The organism is Saccharothrix sp. CB00851, assembly GCF_001905065.1.
Lineage (GTDB): Bacteria > Actinomycetota > Actinomycetes > Mycobacteriales > Pseudonocardiaceae > Actinosynnema.
Genome location: NZ_LWLC01000064.1, coordinates 94,309 through 112,398 on the forward strand (window position 1 = coordinate 94,309; position 18,090 = coordinate 112,398).

An 18,090-nucleotide genomic window follows, 5' to 3' on the forward strand; every position below is an offset into this window, starting at 1 on the left:
CGCGCGGAGCAGGCGGTTGGGCTCGGGCACGACGAGAGCGTAGCCAAGCTGATCCGGTGCGTCATCGCCCCGCGCGCCCCGATCCTCCCTGGGCTGCCCCGGTATCCGGCCTCCCCGCACTGGACTTGGAGGCTGGACCGTCGGGTGCATGTCCAGCGAAAGCCTCCTCCGTCGTGGAACTCCACCCGAACGGGTGAACCGCTTCACTCGGACTCAGGAGATTTGCCACAGAGGAGTTTGGTCAGTGTCCAGTAGCACACCGATCGTCCCGTCATCCGCGAGTTCGTCCGCCGCCTTGCGCTATGCCCGGTTGGGCTGGCCCGTCGTTCCCGGAGCCATCTGGCACCGCGGGCACTTCGCCGATCCGGCTGACGAGCGACAGGTCGTCAGCCCTCTCCTCGTCCCGGTCGAACGAGCGACCACCCGCGTGGAGGAGGTGCGCGCGTTGTGGTCCGTCCCCGGCTTGCATCTGCCCAACGTGCTCACCGTGACGGGGTCCCGCCTTGGTGCCTTCATGGTGTTCGACTCGCTGGCGGAGGCGATCGCCCGGCATCCCGCGTTCGCCGCGCGCCGGACGCCGGTTCTCGCCGTCCAGGGGATGCCGTTCGCCTATTTCCTCGTCCGACCTCCGGTCCCGTCCGTGTTGCTAAGTGGTCAAGCGCGTGTGCTCGACGCGGGAACACCTGTGCCCCTGCCACCGAGCGCCCTCGGGGAGACGGCGGTGATGTGGCTGATCACCCCGGACGAAGCCGGCAACGCCCTGATGTCCGCCGACGAGTTGGCCGACCTCATCGGGACCTTGGAAGGAGTGAGCGCGTGAGTGACTTGGCCGATGAGGCGTTGACCGCCTTGTTGCACGAGGTGGCTTGGGAGGCGGTGCCGCGACGGTTCGCTGTGGTCGAGGAGCACGGCGAGGAGGGAGACGTCCGCGTAGCCGGGTATGGGCTTGCCTATGCCGACCGTGTCGACGTCGATGCGGTGGAGGGTGGTTTCCGGCTCAGGTCCGGAAGTGCGGAGAGTGCGCGGGTGTTGTTCGAGATCAGTTCGCGGTCGGCCGGGGTGCGGCGGGTGCACCTGGTGTGGCTGGATCAGGTGGGGGGACGGGCGTGAGTGCGGGCAGCGCCGACACACCAGGTGCCGGCGCTGCCCGCACGTGGGGCGTTACTGGTTGCGGACTTCGGATTTCACGTGTTGGCCCGATTCGCGGGCGTGTTGGCCCACTTCCTGGGCGGAGCCCTTGGCCTGTTCCACGGTGGTCTGCTTGGCCTCCTGGGCGACCTGCTTGACCTGCTCCGCGGCCTCGCCCATGACGGTGCCCGCGTCGTCCTTCAGCTTCTGCGCGGACTCGGTGAGGGCCTCCTTGACCGGTTCCATGGCGCCGCCGGCGCGTTCGCTGAGCTGCCGCACGGCGTCCTGCTCGGCCCGGGTCGCCGGGATGAGGGTCGCGACCAGCGCACCCGCGCCGAACGCGATCAGCCCCGCCGCCAACGGGTTGCCGCGCGCCTGTTGTCGTGCCTGCTCAGGCGCTTGCTGAACGGCGTGCGCGGCCTCTTGGGCCTTCTCGCTGACCACCGACGCGGTCTGCTGGGCCTTGTCGCCGACGGTGGAAGCGGCGCCGTGCGCCTTCTCGCCCACGGTGGACGCCATGCCCGCCGTGCGGTCCTGCACCGTCGAGGCGGCCTCCGGAACCGTGCCCATGACTCGCTCCTTCAACGTGCTCATCCGGTGCCGGACCCGGTCCACCCGGCGTTGTGCGATGTTGCGCGGCCTGGTGTGGTCGACGATCCGGTTGGCGTCCGCCACCAGTTCCGCGCGCGTGCGGTCGATGTCGTGCCTTATTTGGTCGGGTGACGGGCCCATTCCGCGTCCTCCTTCAACGTCTCGATGGTGCGCTCCGGCTTGGGGTTCACCTTGCGCAGCCGCGACCGGCCGGCGGAGAACAGGGCGAAGCCGACGATGGCCCACAGCACGGCGACGACGAGCGTCGCCCAGCCCAGCCCCATGAACGTGGCCAGCGCGAACACCAGCGCCAGGCTCAGCAGCACCGCCGTCATGTACCCGGCGAACCCGGCCACGCCCAGCATCCCGGCCGCCTTGCCCGCCTTGGACGCCTCCTCGCGGATCTCGGCCTTGGCGAGCTCGAGTTCCTGGCGCATCAGCCGCGACAGGTCCTCGGTCAGCTCACCGACGAGCTGACCGAGCGAGGCCTGGTCGTCGGCCGGCACGGCACCACCCGACACGCCACCGCCCGGCACGGCTCCGGTCGGCACCCGGCTCTCCGGCACGTGCGCCCCCGTCGTCCGGGTCTCAGCGCTGGACATACGGCGCCCCCTCCGACTGGTACGGGGTGCGCGGCGACGGCGTCGGGTGCTCCGACGGGACCTGCGGCGCCACCGTGCCGTACGCGGGCTGCGCCATCGGCGTGGGCGACGGCGTCGGCACCGCGGACGGCGTGGTCACCGGCGTCGTCGGCACCTGGTCGGTGTAGCCGCGTTGCGGCTGGACCTGGCGCGGCTGGTCGGACCCGCTCATGCTCTTCGCGGCACGGGCGACCAGGAAACCGGCCACCGCCGCGCCGATCAGGAACGTCCCCGGCTTGCGCCGGGCGAAGTCCTGCGCCGAGTCGAGCAGCCCGCGCGCACCGCGTTCGTCGAGGTAGCGCGCCGCCTGCCGACCGGCGTCGGAGACCTGGCGCAACGCGCCCGCGGTCAGCGAATCGGGGCCCGAACCGTCGGCCATCGTGCCCAGCTCGTCGGCGATCCGGTCGATCTGCCGCGACACCTTCCGCGCCTGTTCCTCGGCCTCGGACGCGACCCGTTCACGCATGTCGTGCACCACGTGCTTGGCCTGGCCCGTCGCCTCGTGGGCCACCTGTCCGACCTGCTCACGTGCGGTCGAACGCACCTCTCCGGCGGCCTGCCTGGCGTGCTGCGCCACGGCGGTGCCCTCCTGTCCGGCGGTCTCGCGGACCGCACCCACCTGGTTCTCGTCCACGACGGACTCCTCACGGTCGACGTGCTCTCGCCTACCGACCTACCCCCGTGGCGCGCGGTTAACCTCCTTCGCAACAGCAACCATCTCCGTGCACGGTCGTGTACGGACGGTGTCGCCGGATAATCGGAGAAATGTGCGACGACCCCGCGGCCGGGATCGGCCACGGGGTCGTCAGTCGTGGTGGGAAACGGTCAGAACGAGAAAACGGCGCCGGTCTCCTGCTCCATCACGCACCGGTTCGGGAATTCCTCGACGTAACGCACCGGTTCACCGCGCCACGAGCCGAATGCGACCGCGGTCACCGGTCGGTAGTCGAAGGTGCACACCTGCGGCTCGGTGCCGGGCAGCTGCGTGAAATCACCGTCGGCCGCCTCGATCTCGCCGCACGCCAGCTGCGCCGCCTGGTGGTCTCCCGCCGCCGGGTCGCAGGTCAGCCGGGTGGTCTGGACCCCGGATTCCTCCTGGTGAACCGCCAGCACGAGATCGGTCTCCGGCGGCGCGGCGGACGCCGTGCCGGCGGCGATCAGCGGAGCGGCCAACAGGCCCGATGCGAACAAGGACGCCATGAGGGTTCGTGTTCGTCGCATGGCCCCGGGGTGACCTGATCGGGTGGTCGGTATTCGGCCGGATTCCCATCTCACCGGGATGTCGTAATCTGTGAATTAACATTTCCAAATCGCTCGGAATTGCTCACCAAGTGGGTCGCGCGGAGATCCCGCCGTCCACCACCAGGTCGTTTCCGGTGATCCACGAGGCCATCGGCGAGGCCAGGAAAACGCAGGCGTCACCAACGTCCTCGGGTCGACCGAGCCGTCTCAGCGGGGCGGCCGCCGTCCACCGGTCGACCCCCTCGGGCCAGTCGTCGGTCAGCCCGGGGCGGTCGACGAGGCCGGGCGAGACGGTGTTGACCCGGATGCCCCGCGGCCCGTACTCCAGCGCGGCCGACCGCGCGTGCATGATCAGGGCGGCCTTGGACGCGCTGTAGTCCGCGTGACCGGCGGCCGGGTGTGTGCCCTCGATCGAGGCGATGTGGGTGACCGACCCACCTGCCGGCAGCACGTCTGCCGCGGCCTGGGTGCAGGAGAACGCGCTGGTCAGGTTGACGTCCACCACCTCGCGCCACTGCGCGGCCGTCATCCCGGCGAGGGCCCGCACCGGCTGCACGCCCGCGTTGTTCACCACGGCGTCCAACCGCCCGGCCCACTCGGCCGCGTCGATGACCAGCCGGTGGCACTCGTCCTCGTCGGACAGGTCGGCGCGCAACGCGATCGCCCGGCCACCGCCCGCCGTGATCCCGGCGACCAGGTCCGTCACGTCGGTGCGTCGACTGTGGACGGCCACGGCGGCACCGGCCTGGGCGAACCTCGTCGCGATCCCGCGTCCGACGAGCCCACCGGCACCGGTGACCAGAGCGACCATACCTGCGAGGAGTGTTGTCACAGGTGCGGAGAGTAGCGCTTCCGCCGGTCAGCTCATCCGGAACACGGGTCCACGGGGCCGGAACGGCAGGCGGGCGCCTTTCGGGACCAGGAACGCGTGCTCGCGGCGCACCCGGACGTAGTCGCACTGCCCGTCGGTGATGACCAGGACCGGGCCGTCGGCGGGGAAGTCGTCGGCACGTTCCAGCAGGTCCACGCCCGGTTGCAGGACCGTGCCGCCCCGACCGCGCACCCGCACCCGGCCGGCGATGTCCTCCACCCGCACGTACCCCGCGTCGTAGGCCACCGCGTCGCAGAACACCACCCGTGCCGCCGGGACGTCACGGGACAGGGCGTACGACGCGATGGCGCCCAACGCCTTGCCGAGCAGCTTCGGGTCCATCGAACCCGAGGTGTCCAGCACCACGCCGAACGTCGCCCGCCGCTCGACCTCCTCCGGCCGCACCCACCCCGGGCGCGGGATGTGCGGGGTGGCGGACTGGCGGCGGGACGCGCGGGCGTACGTGCGACGGCGTTCGACCGACGGCACGTGCTCCTCGAACCACCGCGCCAGCCGGGCGTCCCAGTCCAACGGCGGCTGTTCCAGCGCGCGGATCTCCTCCACCAGGCCCGTGGGCAGCAGGCCGCGCTCGGTGGTGTGGTAGCTCAGGCCGGTCAGCAGGGCGCGGCGGTAGAAGTCGTCCAGGTCGGCGGTGTGCCGCGGCACGCGCGCGGGATCGCCGAGCAGGTCCGAGCCGCGACCGCGCAACGTGGCGAGCTTGCGGTAGCGGCGCAGGTCGGTGGTGATCCGGTCGTAGACGGACTCCACCGACAGCCCGGCCAGGTCCGGGTCGTGCAGGACGCCGTCCGGTGCGACACCCACGCCCATCTCCACCAGCCAGCCGTTGACCACGAAGTCCGCGGCGACGTTCCACAGGTACGGGTCGCGGCCGTCGGTGCGGTCGGCGTGGCGCAGCGCGGCGTGCAGCATCTCGTGCGCCAGCACGAACCGCCACTCCGCCGGGGTCAGGCGCACGAGCGGGTTGACGTAGATCTCGCCCAGCGACGCGTCGACCGCGGCGATGGAGATGTCCCAGCCCCGCGCCAGGTCGGCGTCCGCGACCACCTTCATGCCCGACGCCAACGCGCCCAGCAGCGGGTAGGACGACACGAACCAGCTCAACGCCAAGTCCCACACCGAACGCGTCGGCCGCCGGTCCGCGAGGTGTCGGCGCGCGCCACCGGCCACGTCCACCGCCGCCACGGCCGCGCCGGACAGCCCCGCGGCGAACAAGTCCGTCCACTGTGGAGGATTCGGTCCGGGTGGGGTCACGTCGAGGCAGCCGAGTTCGTCCCACGAGTCCGGCCGCCTGCCGACCTTGACCGCGGCCTGGAACTCCACCACCTCGCGGCACTCCACCACGGCGAAACCCAGGTGCAGCAGGCAGTGCGCGAACACCCACGCCCACTCGTCGGTCTCGGCGACGCGGGTCCGGTGCGCCCGCAGCCGACCGGAGGTCTCCACCGAGGCCCACGGCCGGTCACCGGTGCGGAGCAGAGAAGTCCTGGTGGTCATCGGGGCGAACAGCGGGTGCTGCCGGACGAGCTGCCACGCGTCCGCGAACGCCTGCGCGCCGGGGTCGACGCGGGTCCGCTTCACGCGGGGCCTCACGCCCGTGCCGCGACCAGGCGCGGTAGGTCCCGGGTCACCTCGACCAGGAACCACGCGGGCAGCACGGGGTTGCCGTGCTCGTCGGCGGCGATCACCATCTGCGCGATCTCCAGCGACAGCTCGGCCAGCTCCACCAGCAGCGCCTTGCCCCGGTGCGCCAACACCTTGCCGGCGGCCGGCGCGTGCGCCTTGTCGGCGGGCAGCTCCTTCACCAGCCGCGCCCGCAACGCCTCGGCCAGGAAGTACAGCAGGTCCCGGTCCTCCGGCGCGTGCGGCCACCGGGCGTCACCGCGCAGCACCGCCTCCAGCCCGTACGCGTGCCGCACGGTCTTGACGTACGCCTTGAACATCGACGCGTGCGACGACGTGAGCGTGCCGAACGCCAGCACGGCCAGCACGTCGTCGGTGATGTCGTCGCCGTACGAGTGCAGCGCGTCGGACAGCATGTGCCAGCCGCGCGGAGTGGAGAACGGCTCCTCCACCTTCGGCGGCGCGCTCCACAGGTGATCGGGCCGCTGGGTCAGGTAGTCCAGCACCCACGGGTGGATGCCGGCGCCCGCCGCCCACGCCAGCCAGTCCTTCGGCGACGCCGTGAGGTGGACGTGCACCATGCGGTTCACCAGCGCGGAGGCCATCGGGCGGGCCAGGGCGTTGTCGGTGGCACGGTTGCCCGCGCCGATCACCACCGAGCCCTCGGGCAGCTCGTAGGTGCCGATGCGGCGGTCCAGGATCAGCGAGTAGAACGCCTTCTGCACCTCGGGGGAGGAGGCGTTCAGCTCGTCCAGGAACAGGCAGTACGGCTCGTCGCGGGCGATCGACTCGGGCGGCGCGAACCGCGACCGGCCGTCGACCAGCTCGGGCACGCCGATCAGGTCCTCGGGCGCGAGCTGGGTGCCGAGCAGCGTCACGCACTCCAGGCCGAGGGAGTCGGCGAACTCGCGCACCAGCGACGACTTGCCGATGCCCGGCGCGCCCCACAGGAACACCGGGCGCACGACAGCGACGTGCAGCAGCACCTCGGGGAGCTGCACGGGGGTCACGGCCACAGCGCTTCGCACGCCGGAGATGATTCGGGTTCCGGCGCGCGGAGTCGATCTGTTTTCGCCTTACACGGGTGCCAAGGGGGTGTGGGGTTCGGCGGGCAGTTCGACGCGGATCTCGTCGCCGGGCCGGACTTCGCCGCCCACCAGCACGATCGACATGATGCCCGCCTTGCGGACGACGTTGCCGTGCTCGTCGCGACCGACGACCTCTTTGAGCAGACCTTCCCGGAACGCGTCGATCTGCGGGCACGGGTTGCGCAGCCCGGTCACCTCGACCACGGCGTGGGGGCCCAGGTGCAGGCGGGTGCCGGTCGGGAGCGCGAGCAGGTCGACACCGCGCGTGGTGACGTTCTCGCCGAGTTGGCCGGGCGCGACCCGGAAGCCGGAGGCGTTCAGCTCGTCGTGCAGCTCGGCGTGCATGAGGTGCACCTGGCGCAGGTTCGGCTGGGTGGGGTCGCGCTTGACGCGTGACCGGTGCTTGACCGTGACGCCTTGGTGCACGTCGCCCTCGACGCCGAGCCCGGCGAGGAGGGTGATCGAGTCCCGGTTGGGCTTGGTGAACGTGTACTCCCTGCTCCGGCTCACGGCCGCGATCATCCCCATGGGACCGACCCTACCGAAGTAAGACTTTCGGCCGCCGCGGCGATATGAGCAGTGCACACCTTACTGGGGACGACGGTGAAAGATCATGGATGACGAGTTGAACCACCGGGCACGGGCACTGCTGCGCGCGATCGCGGCGGGGCGGGCCGAGGTGACGCGGAGCAGCGAGCCGGACCTGAAGGTCGACGGGCTGCTGTGCAGTGACCAGGTCGCGGCGCGGGAGCTGGCGCACGCGGGGTTGCTCCGTCCGGCGCAACGCGACGGCTCCGGGGTGTGGGTGCCCGCCGAGCTGACGCCCGCGGGGCGTGCGGTGCTCGCCTGAAGTCGAGTCCCGCACGTGACGCCTGAACGGACGCGTCCTGACCGGTGGCACCGGGGCGGACCGGGCCGTTGCTGCTCGATCCGCTCTTGACGCTGCGTGTGCGTGAGGGTTGACTGCGTGTCCGTAACCGGTTTCGGTACCGGTTCCGGGTCGCCGTCGACCGCTGTTGAGGAGTGGACCGTGCGTGTCACGATTGCCGAAGTCGCCCAACGCGCCCAGGTGAGCAAGGCGACCGTGTCCCGGGTCCTCAACGGCAAACCGGACGTCGACGCGGCGACCGCGGCGCGGGTGCGGCAGGTGATCGCGGACGTCGGGTACGTGCCCAGTGCCCGCGCGGTGGGGCTCGCCCGCGGTCGGGCGCGGACCGTGGGGATGCTGGTGCCCTCGTTGACCTGGCCGTGGACCGGCGAGGTGGTGCAGGGCGCGGTGGACGAGCTGGAGGCCGAGGGCTACGGCCTGCTGCTCTACACGGTCAACCGGGGCGCGGAGTCGTTGGCGCAGTTCGCCAGCCACGTGTCGGCGAAGGCGTTCGACGGGCTGCTGGTGATAGAGCCACCGGACACGTTGAGCTACATCGAGACGCTGCACGACCAGGGGCTGCCGGTCGTGATGATCGACGACCGGGGCAGCCGGCCCGGGTTCCCGTCGGTGTGCACGACGAACCGCGAGGGCGCGCAGGCGGCGGCGCAGCACTTGGTGGCGGCCGGGCGCACCGGGTTCGCGGTGGTGACCGGGCCGGGGAGCTTCGGGTGCGTGCGGGAGCGGCTGGACGGGTTCCTCGACGCGCTCGGGGACGCGAGGGTGCACGTGGATCCGCGCCTGGTCGTGGAGGGTGATTTCGGGACCGATCGCGGCGCGGTGGCGACGGAGAAGCTGTTGGCCACCGGCCTGCGCTTCGACGCGGTGTTCGCGCACAACGACCTGTCCGCGCTGGGCGTGATCCGGGCGCTGGGCGCGACCGGGCGCAAGGTGCCCGACGACGTCGCGGTGGTCGGGTTCGACGACATACCCATCGCCGCGCACGCGGAGTTGACGACCGTGCGCCAGCCGATGCGGGAGATGGGCGAGGCCGCCGCACGGCTGCTGCTGTCCCGGCTGGAAGGCGCGGCGCCGACGCGTGAGCCGGTGGTGCTGCCCACGACGTTCGTCGCCCGCCGTTCGGGCTGATCGTTCCCCGGCGCCGCCGAACGCCGCGCCGGGCCTCAGCCCGGATGTCGGTGCCGCGCGTTCCCCAGCGGAGCCACGTCCACGACAGGACGTCCTGGCGATCCGGGCGTCGGAGTTCGACCGCGAGCACGCTTAACGACGGACCGTCGCGGGTATCTCCCCGGTGATCGTTCGGGGGACGAGACCACGTTGGGAGTCGACATGCCTTGGGTCGAGAGACATCGCCGCCGCTTGCCGCGCAGCTGGTTCCGCACCACCACGGTGGAGCGGCACTACCGCAGGTCGCCCGCCACCATCCCGACCGTGATCGCGGTGGTCCTCGCGATCATCCTGCTGATCGTCCTGTTCTGACCCCGGTGTTTATGTCCTGTTGATGTCGACCGGTGTTCACTGGTCCCTCCGGGCAGGGAGGGCGTCGGTGAGGGTGCTGGTGGTCGAGGACGACCGGTTGTTGGCCGAGACCGTGGCCCGCGGGTTGCGGCAGTCGGCGGCTCTGGCGGTCGACGTCGTGCTGGACGGCGACGCGGCGTTGGAGCGGGTCGCGATGACCCGGTACGACGTGGTGGTGCTGGACCGGGACCTGCCCGACGTGCACGGTGACGACGTGTGCCGGGCCGTCGTGCGGCGATGGCAGGGCGCGGTGCGGGTGTTGATGATGACCGGCGCGGTGGACGTGCTGTCGCGGGTGGCGGGGTTGAACCTCGGCGCGGACGACTACCTGCCCAAGCCGTTCGCGTTCGAGGAACTCGTCGCCCGGGTGCTGGCGCTGCTGCGCCGGACCGGACCGGCGAGCCCGCCGGTGCTGCGCCGGGCGGGCGTTGAACTCGACCCGGCCAGGTTCGAGGTGAGCCGGGACGGCGTGCCGATCCGCTTGTCGCCCAAGGAGTTCGCCGTGCTGCGCGTGCTTCTGGCCGCGGACGGTGCCGTGGTCGGCGCCGAGGAGCTGCTGGAACGGGCGTGGGACGAGCTGACCGACCCGTTCACCAACAGCATGCGCACGACGGTCGCCTCGCTGCGCCGCAAGCTCGGCCCCGTCCCGGTGATCGAGACGGTGGTCGGCGTCGGCTACCGGATCTCGTGATGCGCGCACCGGAACTGCCCGCGCGGGTGCGGCTGACCGTGTTCTACGGCGCGCTGTTCCTGGCGTCGGGAGCGGTGTTGATCGGTCTGATCCTGGCCATGGTGTTCGCGCCCTCGCCGTCGACGAGGGCGTCCGCCGGCGAGGGGAAGTGGCTGGTGCAGACGCGGGTCGCGGACCAGGCGGCCCCGGACGCCAAGCAGCGCGCCCGCGACGAGCTGCGCACCCGTCTGCTGGCCGCGTCCGGGCTCGCGCTCGGGGCGATGACGGTCGTCGCCCTCGGCTCCGGCTGGGTGATGGCGGGTCGGGTGCTGCGGCCGATCCGCGCGGTGTCCTCCGCCGCGCGCCGGCTGTCGGAGCGGGACCTGCACGAGCGCATCCCCGTGACCGGGCCGGACGACGAGCTCAAGGAGCTGGCGGAGACGTTCAACGAGATGATCGCCCGGTTGGAGCGGGCGTTCACGGCACAGCGGCTGTTCGCCGCCAACGCCTCGCACGAGCTGCGGGGCCCGATGGCGACCCAGCGCATCCTGGTCGACGTGGCGCTGACGGCGCCGCGGGCCGGCGCGGACGTGGTCGAGCTGGCCACGAACCTGCGCGAGGTGCTGGCCCGGCAGGAGCGGTTGGTCGACGGCCTGTTCGAGCTGGCGTCGAGCAGGCACGGGCCGCAGCGGCGCGAACGGGTCGCGCTCGACGCGGTGGTCGAGGAGGTGGTGGGGCGGTGGCGTGCGCCTGCGGCCGACGCCGGGGTCGACCTGGTCGCCGAGAGGGCGCCGACGAGCGTCGTGGGTGATCGGGTGCTGGTCGAGGTGATGGTGGACAACCTGGTGCGCAACGCGGTCGGGCACAACCACCGCGGCGGCCTGGTCCGGGTGCGGACCGCGGCCGGGGCCGTGCGCGTCGAGAACACCGGCCCGGTGCTGTCCGCCGAGAGGGTGACCGAGCTGACCGAGCCGTTCCGGAGGGGCGGGCGTGACCGCACCGGGACGGGCGCGGGCGCGGGTCTAGGACTGACCATTGTGGACACGATCATGGCCGTGCACGGGGGTTCGCTGCGGCTGCGGGCGCGCGAGGGCGGAGGACTCGTTGCCACGGCGGCGTTTTCGTTGAAGTCCTGTTGATCTCGGTGTCGCTAGCGTCTTCGCCATGGACAACAACAAGATCAGACGCATCATCGTCGCCACCGCGTCCGCCGCCCTCCTCACCGCCGGCCTGGGTTTCGCCACACCGGCGAGTGCCGTCGTCGGGGAGACCGCGGTCTTCGGGGAAACCGCCACCGAGGAAGCCGAGGAGGGCAAGGGCTACCCGGGCGCTCAGCATGGCGTGGTCACCGCGCCCGTCGTCACCGACGGCAAGGAGGGCGACGTGGTCACGGTGTTCAAGGTGACCGACGAGACCCGCACCGTGCCGTGGGCCGCGACCTCGGCCACGGTGGTGCTCAAGCGCGGCGCCCGGGTGCCGGCGTCGGAGATCGCCCAAGGCGACCGCGTCACCGCCATCAACACCCCCGGCGGCAAGGCGGGCGCCGCGGCCTCGGCGCGGCGGGTGATCATCCACGACGGCGAGTGAACCGTGCCGGGTGGTGCAGGGGGTTCGCGCCTCCCGCACCACCCGGCCGCCGCACCGTCCGGGGAGAGGCTAGGACCGGGTGCCCGACCAGGCCGCCCACAGCTCGGCGTACCGGCCGCCGGCGGCCAGCAGCTCGTCGTGCGTGCCGCTCTCCACCACCCGGCCCGCGTCCAGCACGACCACGCGGTCCGCGGTCACGGCCTGGGTGAGCCGGTGCGCCACCACCAGGCCGGTCCGCCCGTCCAACGCCCGCGCCGCCGCTTTTTCCAGCTCACGCGCACCCGCGCTGCCCGCGTCCGCGGTCGCCTCGTCCAGGATCGCCACCGGCGGGTCGGCCAGCACGAGCCTGGCCAGCGCCAGCTGCTGCGCCTGCGCCACGGTCAGCCGGTGACCGCCCTCGCCGACCACGGTGTCGAGCCCGGACGGCAACGCCGAAGCCCAACCCAGCGCGCCCACCCGCTCCAACGCCGCCGTGAGCTGCTCGTCGGTGGCGTCGGGGCGGGCCAGCCGCAGGTCGTCGGCCAGCGGACCGGCGAAGACGTGCACCTCCTGCGTGATCAGCGCGACCGACCGCACCGCCGCCCCCAGCTCCACCCCGCCGAGGCTGATGCACCCACTGGTCGGCTCGTGCACGCCCGCGATCAGCTTCGCCAATGTCGTCTTGCCCGCGCCGGACGCGCCGACCAGCGCCACCCGCTCACCGGCGCCCAGCTCCAGGTCGACGTCCCGCAGCACGGGGTGACCGTCCACATAGGAGTACGACACCCCGGCGAGCTTGATCGTCGTGTCGACCGGTCGCACCCGGCCCTCCAGCACGGGCATCGGCTCGTCGGCCACGCCGACCAGCCGCGACAGCGACGCGGTGGCGGCCTGGGCGTCGTCGGCCAGCGCCAGGGCGGCGTTGATCGGGTTGAACAGGCTGTGGAAGTACAGCGCCGCGGCGGTCGCCGTGCCCACCGACGCGGCGCCCCCGCCGACCAGCCAGAACCCGGTCACCAGCACACCGGCCAGGCCGATGAACTCGGCCGCGTTCAGCCGACCGTAGAACCGGGTCAGCAACCGGATCCCGCGCAACGCCAGGTCCACCGCCTCCCGCGACCGCGACCGCACCCGTGACACGTGCGACGACGCCAGCCCGAACGTCCGCACGGTCGCCGCGCCGCCGATCGAGTCCAGCAACTGCTGCTGCTGGACGCCGACGGCCACCCGCTGCGCCGCGTACAGCTTCACCGCCCGCCCGCCGTACCACCGCACGGTGTGCACGTGGATCGGCAGCGCCAACACGACCGGGATCAGGAACCGCCAGTCGAGCACGGCGATGCCGACCACGGTCAACCCGATCGTCAACGCCGAACGCGCCATCACCGGCAGCGCGTTGCGCACCGCGTCGGCGATCACCTGCACGTCCCGCGTCACCCGCGAGGTCAGGTCGCCCGCACCGGCTTCCTCCACCCGCTCCAACGGCAGGTGCAGCGCCCGTTCCACGAACTTCTCGCGCAGGTCGGCGAGCATCCCCTCGCCCAGCCGGGCCACCAGGGACGTGCCGAACGACGTGGAGACGCCCTGGGCGACCGCGACCAGCACCAGCACCACGACGAGCCACGTGATGGCGGACGACCCGGTGCCGACCACGTCCACGATCCGGCCGAGCACGGGCGCGGTGAGCAACCCGACCGCCGTGCCCGCCAGGAGCACCAGGAACGCACCCCACGCCAACGCGCGGCGCGGTCGCACCAACTCGCCGACCGCCGCCCAGGTCCGGGCGCCGGACGCGGTCGCCAGCAACTCGCGCATCAGCTCAACACCACCAGTCGGTAGTCGTCGTCGGCCACCAGGTCCGCGTGCGCGCCCACCGCGACCACGGCACCGGAAGCCAGGAACACCACGCGGTCCGCCGCGGCCAGCAGCGCCGGGCTCGTCGCCACCACGATCGTGGTCAGCCCGGCCCTCACCCGCTTGATCCCGGCGGCCAGCGACACCTCCGTCACCGCGTCCACCGCGGTCGTCGGGTCGTGCACCACCAGCACCGGGGGAGCCGCGGCCAGGGCACGCGCCAGCGCCACCCGCTGCCGCTGACCGCCCGACAGCGACCGGCCCCGGGCCGAGATCACCGTGTCCAGCCCATCGGGGAGCGCCCGTGCCACGTCGTGCACCCGAGCCGCGTCCATCGCCTCGTCGACCCGGTCACCACCGGCCTCGACGTTCTCCCGCACCGATCCCTCGAACAGGTCCGCGTCGTGCGCCGCCACCAGCACCGCCGACCGCAGCGCCGCACTCTCCACAGTGGACAGCGGCACGCCGTCCAGCGCCACCGTGCCCTCCTCCGGGTCGACCTCGCGCGCCAGCACGGCCAGCAACGACACCGCGTCCGCCGGATCGCGCGCCACCACGCCGAGCAGCTCACCGGGCTCCGCCGTCAACGACACACCCCGCAACGACCCCGACACCACGCCGTCCAGCTCGACCCGCCCGGCCACCGAAGGCGGCAAAGGCGACGAACCGGGCGGCACGACCGGGGGCGCGGCCAGCACCTCGGCCACCCGCGCGGCCGAGGCCCGGCCCTGCGCCAGCAGCCCGTTGACCCAGGAGAAGATCGACAGCGGCCACAGCAGGAACTGCGCCAACCCGACCGCGGCCACCAGCTCGCCGACCGTGATCGTGCCCGACGCGGCCAGGTGACCGCCGACCAGTGCCACGATCGCCAGGAACACCCCGGTCGTGGCCAGCATCGAGCCGTCCAGCCAGGCCCGTGACCGGGCGGCCCGGATCGCGGCCTCCATGGACGACCGGCTGGTCACCCGGTACCGCTGGGACGCGGTCGCTTCCGCGCCGATGCCCTTCAACGCCCGCAGCCCGGCGACCAGGTCGGCCGCCACCCCGGACGCGAGCGCGGCCCGGTCCTGTTCGGCGTCACTGCGCCGTTCGAGTGGTTTGCCGAGCACGTGCGCCAGGCCGAGCAACACCGGCGCGGCCACCAGCACCAGCAGCCCGAGCACCCACGACACGCGCAGCAGCGCCACCGCGCCCACGAGCACGCCGACCACCGCGGAGAACGCGATCGGCAGCGCCAGGTTCACCTGTCCGACCCGTTGCGCGTCGCTGGTCGCGATGTTCGCCAGCTCTCCGGACAGCCTCCCGTGCGCGGCGCCGCCGTCCGCCGACAGCACCCGCGCGGCCAGCCGCGACCGCACCTCGTGCGCGGCCTGGTGCGACGCCTTCTCCCCGCTGCGCAAGGAGAAGCGGAAGCTCAGCGACAGCGCCACGAACACCGCGGCCAGCACACCGATCCACAGCGCCAGCCGCCCGCTCGCGCCGGTGCGCACGGCCTCGTCGATCACCACGCCGATCAGCAGCGGCACGGCGGCCTCGCCGGTCTGGTGTGCCGCGCCGAGCGCCGAGGCGACGGTCACGGATCTCCACTGCCCGGCCACTGCCCCCTTGAGGACATCCGCCTTGTGGACGGTCTTCACCCCGGTGCCCGCCTTCCGCTGAGTGCTAGGTGAGGCTACCCTAATCAGCAGAGAGGCCTGGATCACTCCCGCGAAGGATCAACTTAGGTTAGGCTAACCAAAGTTCGATCACCCTGTACTCGCACCGATGGGACAGCCATGCCACAGCCACCGGTCTTCGACGTCCTCGGCGTCGGCTTCGGGCCGTCCAACCTGGCCCTCGCGATCGCCGTCACCGAGTACAACGCCGCCGCGCGACCCGAAGACGTGGTGACCGCCCACTTCCTGGAACGGCAGCCGCGGTTCGGCTGGCACCGCGGGATGCTGATCGAGGACGCCACCATGCAGGTGTCCTTCCTCAAGGACCTGGTGACGCTGCGGAACCCGAACAGCACCTTCACCTTCCTGAGCTACCTGCACAACAAGGGCAGGCTGGTCGACTTCATCAACCACAAGAACCTGTTCCCGCTGCGGGTCGAGTTCCACGACTACTTCGAGTGGGCCGCGGGCCGGGTGGACGACCTGGTGTCCTACGACCACGACGTGGTGGACGTCCGCCCGGTGACCGAGGACGGCGTGATCACGCACTTCGACGTCGTCTCGCGCACGTCGGCCGGCGAGGTGGAGGTGCGCCGCGCCCGCAACCTGGTGCTGGCCACCGGCCTGCGCCCGGCGCTGCCCGAGGGCGTCCGGCCGTCCGACCGGGTCTGGCACAACCGCGACTTCCTGCACCGGGTCGACTCGCTGACCGACCCCCGCCGGCTCGTCGTGGTCGGCGCCGGGCAGAGCGGCGCGGAGGTCACCGCGTTCCTGCACGAGCGGTTCCCGTCCGCCGAAGTCTGTGCGGTGTTCGCCCGCTACGGCTACAGCCCCGCCGACGACAGCTCGTTCGCGAACCGGATCTTCGACCCCGCCGCCGTGGACGACTACTTCGCCGCGCCCGAGCAGGTCAAGCGCAAGCTCATGGACTACCACGGCAACACCAACTACGCGGTGGTCGACAACGAGCTGATCGCCGAGCTGTACCGGCGGGTGTACCGGGAGAAGGTGGTGGGGCGGCAGCGGTTGCGGCTGCTCAACCTGTCCCGGGTAGCCGAGCTGGACGACCGCGCGGACGGCGTGGCGGTCACCGTCGAGTCGCTGGGCACCGGCGCGCGCGAGGTGCTCGACGCCGACGCGATCGTCTACGCCACCGGTTACCGCGAGGCCGACCCGACCGCGCTGCTGGGCGAGCTGGCCGGGCACTGCGCCCGGGACGCGCACGGCAGGCTCAGCGTCGGCCGCGACTACCGCCTGGACACCGACGACGACCTGCCGGCCGGCCTCTACCTCCAGGGCGGCACCGAGCACACGCACGGCATCTCGTCGTCGTTGCTGTCCAACACCTCCGTGCGGGTGGGGGAGATCCTCCGGTCCGTGCTCGGCCGCCGGACCCCGGCGGTGCCCTCCGGGGTGCCCTCGCAGCCCGAATACGCGATCAGCGTCTCACGGGTGAGCTGACACGCCCCACCGTTTGTTAGGTTGCGCAAACCTAACCTGGTATCACGGCGCGCCGCCGCGCCTGCCGAAAGGGAACCCTGATGTCCACGAAGTTCAAGCTGGTCGCGGCCGTCTCGGCCGCAATGCTGGCGCTGGCCGCCTGCGGGGGCGGCGGCGACGCCGGCACCGGCGGGACGAGCCCGACCAACGCCGCCGCCTCCACCGGCGCGTTCCCCGTCTCGGTCGAGCACAAGTACGGCACCACCGAGATCAAGGCCGAGCCGAAGAAGGTCGTCACGCTCGGCCTGTCCGACCAGGAGCCCGTGCTGGCCCTGGGCGTCAAGCCGGTCGGCGTCGTGGACTGGTTCAAGGAGCGTCCGTTCGGCAACTGGCCGTGGACCAAGGAACTCTGGGGCAGCACCCAGCCGGAGATCGTCGGTGAGCGCGACGAGTACAACCTGGAGAAGGTCGCCGCGCTCAAGCCCGACCTGATCCTCGCGGTCTACTCCGGCATGAAGCAGGAGCAGTACGACACGCTGTCCAAGATCGCGCCCGTGGTCGCGCAGCCCAAGGCGTTCCCCGACTACGCGGCGCCGTGGCAGGACCAGACCCTGCACATCGGCAAGGCGCTGGGCAAGGAGAAGGAAGCCAAGGCCCTGATCGACGGCGTGGCGAAGAAGTTCGGCGAGGCCAAGGCCGCGCACCCCGAGTGGGCGGGCAAGACGATGGTGGTGGCCGACAGCTTCAAGCCCGGCCAGTACTCCGCGTTCGCGCCGACCGACCCGAAGGCCACCTTCATGAAGGAGCTGGGCTTCACCCTCGTGGACGAGATCGGCAAGCTCGCGGGCCAGATGAACGTGGCGGAGTTCAGCGAGGAGCGGTTCGACCTGCTCGACGCCGACCGCCTGGTGTGGCTGATGTTCGACAAGGGCGCGTGGGACCGGGTCAAGTCCGTGCCCGCCTACCAGCGGCTCAAGGTCGTCAGCGAGAAGCGCGACCTGTTCCTGACCTACATGGACCCGCCGATCGGCGCCGCCATGTCGTTCAACACCGTGCTGAGCGTGCCCTACGGCATCGAGCAGGTCGTGCCGCTGCTCGAAGCGATCAAGAACTAGTCGGTGGATGAGTGCGGGTGGGGGTGCCGTCGGGCCTCGCCCGCGAGGTCGCGTCGGTCGTTCGCGCCTCATTTGCCGGCGATCACGCTTTTCGATCGTCGGCAAATCAGGCGCGAACGACCGCCTTCCAGGCGACCTCGCCCGCCGTCTGCGGAGCAGCGGCAATTCGACACAGGAAGGT

The 18,090-nt window shown here is 71.8% G+C and carries 20 protein-coding genes; 10 read left to right on the plus strand and 10 right to left on the minus strand.

Translation table 11 applies throughout. The annotated features are described in order from the left end of the window. Positions 1-427: 427 nt before the first annotated feature. On the plus strand, positions 428-820 hold the full coding sequence (locus A6A25_RS38975; RefSeq protein ID WP_073899120.1) for a hypothetical protein: 393 nt from the start codon (positions 428-430) through the stop codon (positions 818-820). Next, entirely contained in the window at positions 817-1,110 is a 294-nt protein-coding gene (locus tag A6A25_RS38980; protein WP_073899122.1) for a hypothetical protein, read from the plus strand. Before A6A25_RS38975 ends, A6A25_RS38980 begins: the two co-directional genes overlap by 4 nt. 51 nt (positions 1,111-1,161) lie before the next feature. On the opposite strand, the gene A6A25_RS38985 is transcribed toward A6A25_RS38980, so the two are convergent. The 8 genes from A6A25_RS38985 to A6A25_RS39020 form a co-directional block, all read right to left on the minus strand. Then, positions 1,162-1,860: a DUF3618 domain-containing protein gene (locus A6A25_RS38985; protein WP_073899124.1), complete on the minus strand. Its 699-nt coding sequence runs from the start codon at positions 1,858-1,860 to the stop codon at positions 1,162-1,164. Continuing rightward, entirely contained in the window at positions 1,836-2,321 is a 486-nt protein-coding gene (locus tag A6A25_RS38990) for a phage holin family protein (RefSeq protein ID WP_083669022.1), read from the minus strand. Before A6A25_RS38990 ends, A6A25_RS38985 begins: the two co-directional genes overlap by 25 nt. Continuing rightward, positions 2,308-2,994, minus strand: a complete 687-nt coding sequence (locus A6A25_RS38995; RefSeq protein ID WP_073899126.1) for a hypothetical protein — start codon at positions 2,992-2,994, stop codon at positions 2,308-2,310. Before A6A25_RS38995 ends, A6A25_RS38990 begins: the two co-directional genes overlap by 14 nt. 191 nt (positions 2,995-3,185) lie before the next feature. Beyond that, a complete protein-coding gene (locus A6A25_RS39000; RefSeq protein ID WP_073899128.1) occupies positions 3,186-3,560 on the minus strand; it encodes an SSI family serine proteinase inhibitor in 375 nt (124 codons plus the stop codon). A 124-nt stretch (positions 3,561-3,684) separates the two neighbouring features. Then, positions 3,685-4,413, minus strand: a complete 729-nt coding sequence (locus A6A25_RS43690; protein WP_073899130.1) for an SDR family NAD(P)-dependent oxidoreductase — start codon at positions 4,411-4,413, stop codon at positions 3,685-3,687. A 48-nt stretch (positions 4,414-4,461) separates the two neighbouring features. Then, positions 4,462-6,072, minus strand: a complete 1,611-nt coding sequence (locus tag A6A25_RS42685; RefSeq protein WP_241829154.1) for a vWA domain-containing protein — start codon at positions 6,070-6,072, stop codon at positions 4,462-4,464. An 8-nt stretch (positions 6,073-6,080) separates the two neighbouring features. Continuing rightward, the gene (locus A6A25_RS39015) at positions 6,081-7,142 is read right to left on the minus strand and encodes an AAA family ATPase (protein ID WP_073899134.1); all 1,062 of its coding nucleotides are present in this window, start codon (positions 7,140-7,142) and stop codon (positions 6,081-6,083) included. A 48-nt stretch (positions 7,143-7,190) separates the two neighbouring features. Then, complete coding sequence (locus A6A25_RS39020) at positions 7,191-7,712, minus strand: MOSC domain-containing protein (protein WP_241829155.1); 522 nt, start codon at positions 7,710-7,712, stop codon at positions 7,191-7,193. A 103-nt stretch (positions 7,713-7,815) separates the two neighbouring features. On the opposite strand from A6A25_RS39020, the gene A6A25_RS39025 reads away from it, so the two are divergent. The 6 genes from A6A25_RS39025 to A6A25_RS39045 all read left to right on the plus strand — a co-directional run bounded on the left by A6A25_RS39025 (position 7,816) and on the right by A6A25_RS39045 (position 11,866). Further along, on the plus strand, positions 7,816-8,052 hold the full coding sequence (locus A6A25_RS39025) for a hypothetical protein (RefSeq protein ID WP_073899136.1): 237 nt from the start codon (positions 7,816-7,818) through the stop codon (positions 8,050-8,052). A 180-nt stretch (positions 8,053-8,232) separates the two neighbouring features. Then, positions 8,233-9,219: a LacI family DNA-binding transcriptional regulator gene (locus A6A25_RS39030; protein ID WP_073899138.1), complete on the plus strand. Its 987-nt coding sequence runs from the start codon at positions 8,233-8,235 to the stop codon at positions 9,217-9,219. Positions 9,220-9,420: 201 nt separating this feature from the next. After that, complete coding sequence (locus A6A25_RS45120) at positions 9,421-9,570, plus strand: hypothetical protein (protein WP_198933022.1); 150 nt, start codon at positions 9,421-9,423, stop codon at positions 9,568-9,570. 67 nt (positions 9,571-9,637) lie between these two features. Beyond that, a complete protein-coding gene (locus A6A25_RS39035) occupies positions 9,638-10,300 on the plus strand; it encodes a response regulator transcription factor (protein ID WP_073899139.1) in 663 nt (220 codons plus the stop codon). Continuing rightward, on the plus strand, positions 10,300-11,418 hold the full coding sequence (locus tag A6A25_RS39040) for a HAMP domain-containing protein (protein ID WP_073899141.1): 1,119 nt from the start codon (positions 10,300-10,302) through the stop codon (positions 11,416-11,418). Before A6A25_RS39035 ends, A6A25_RS39040 begins: the two co-directional genes overlap by 1 nt. Before the next feature lie 25 nt (positions 11,419-11,443). Continuing rightward, positions 11,444-11,866, plus strand: a complete 423-nt coding sequence (locus tag A6A25_RS39045) for a hypothetical protein (RefSeq protein WP_073899143.1) — start codon at positions 11,444-11,446, stop codon at positions 11,864-11,866. Positions 11,867-11,935: 69 nt separating this feature from the next. Here A6A25_RS39045 and A6A25_RS39050 read toward each other — a convergent pair whose 3' ends face one another. After that, positions 11,936-13,663 (minus strand): ABC transporter ATP-binding protein, encoded by a 1,728-nt coding sequence (locus A6A25_RS39050; protein ID WP_143193702.1) that lies wholly within the window; start codon positions 13,661-13,663, stop codon positions 11,936-11,938. Next, positions 13,660-15,276, minus strand: a complete 1,617-nt coding sequence (locus A6A25_RS39055) for an ABC transporter ATP-binding protein (RefSeq protein ID WP_241829156.1) — start codon at positions 15,274-15,276, stop codon at positions 13,660-13,662. Before A6A25_RS39055 ends, A6A25_RS39050 begins: the two co-directional genes overlap by 4 nt. Positions 15,277-15,474: 198 nt before the next feature. On the opposite strand from A6A25_RS39055, the gene A6A25_RS39060 reads away from it, so the two are divergent. Together A6A25_RS39060 and A6A25_RS39065 are read left to right on the plus strand one after the other, a co-directional pair. Beyond that, positions 15,475-16,815, plus strand: coding sequence for a lysine N(6)-hydroxylase/L-ornithine N(5)-oxygenase family protein (locus tag A6A25_RS39060; protein WP_073899150.1), 1,341 nt, complete (start codon positions 15,475-15,477; stop codon positions 16,813-16,815). An 80-nt stretch (positions 16,816-16,895) separates the two neighbouring features. After that, positions 16,896-17,909, plus strand: a complete 1,014-nt coding sequence (locus A6A25_RS39065) for an iron-siderophore ABC transporter substrate-binding protein (protein WP_073899152.1) — start codon at positions 16,896-16,898, stop codon at positions 17,907-17,909. Positions 17,910-18,090: the final 181 nt, after the last annotated feature.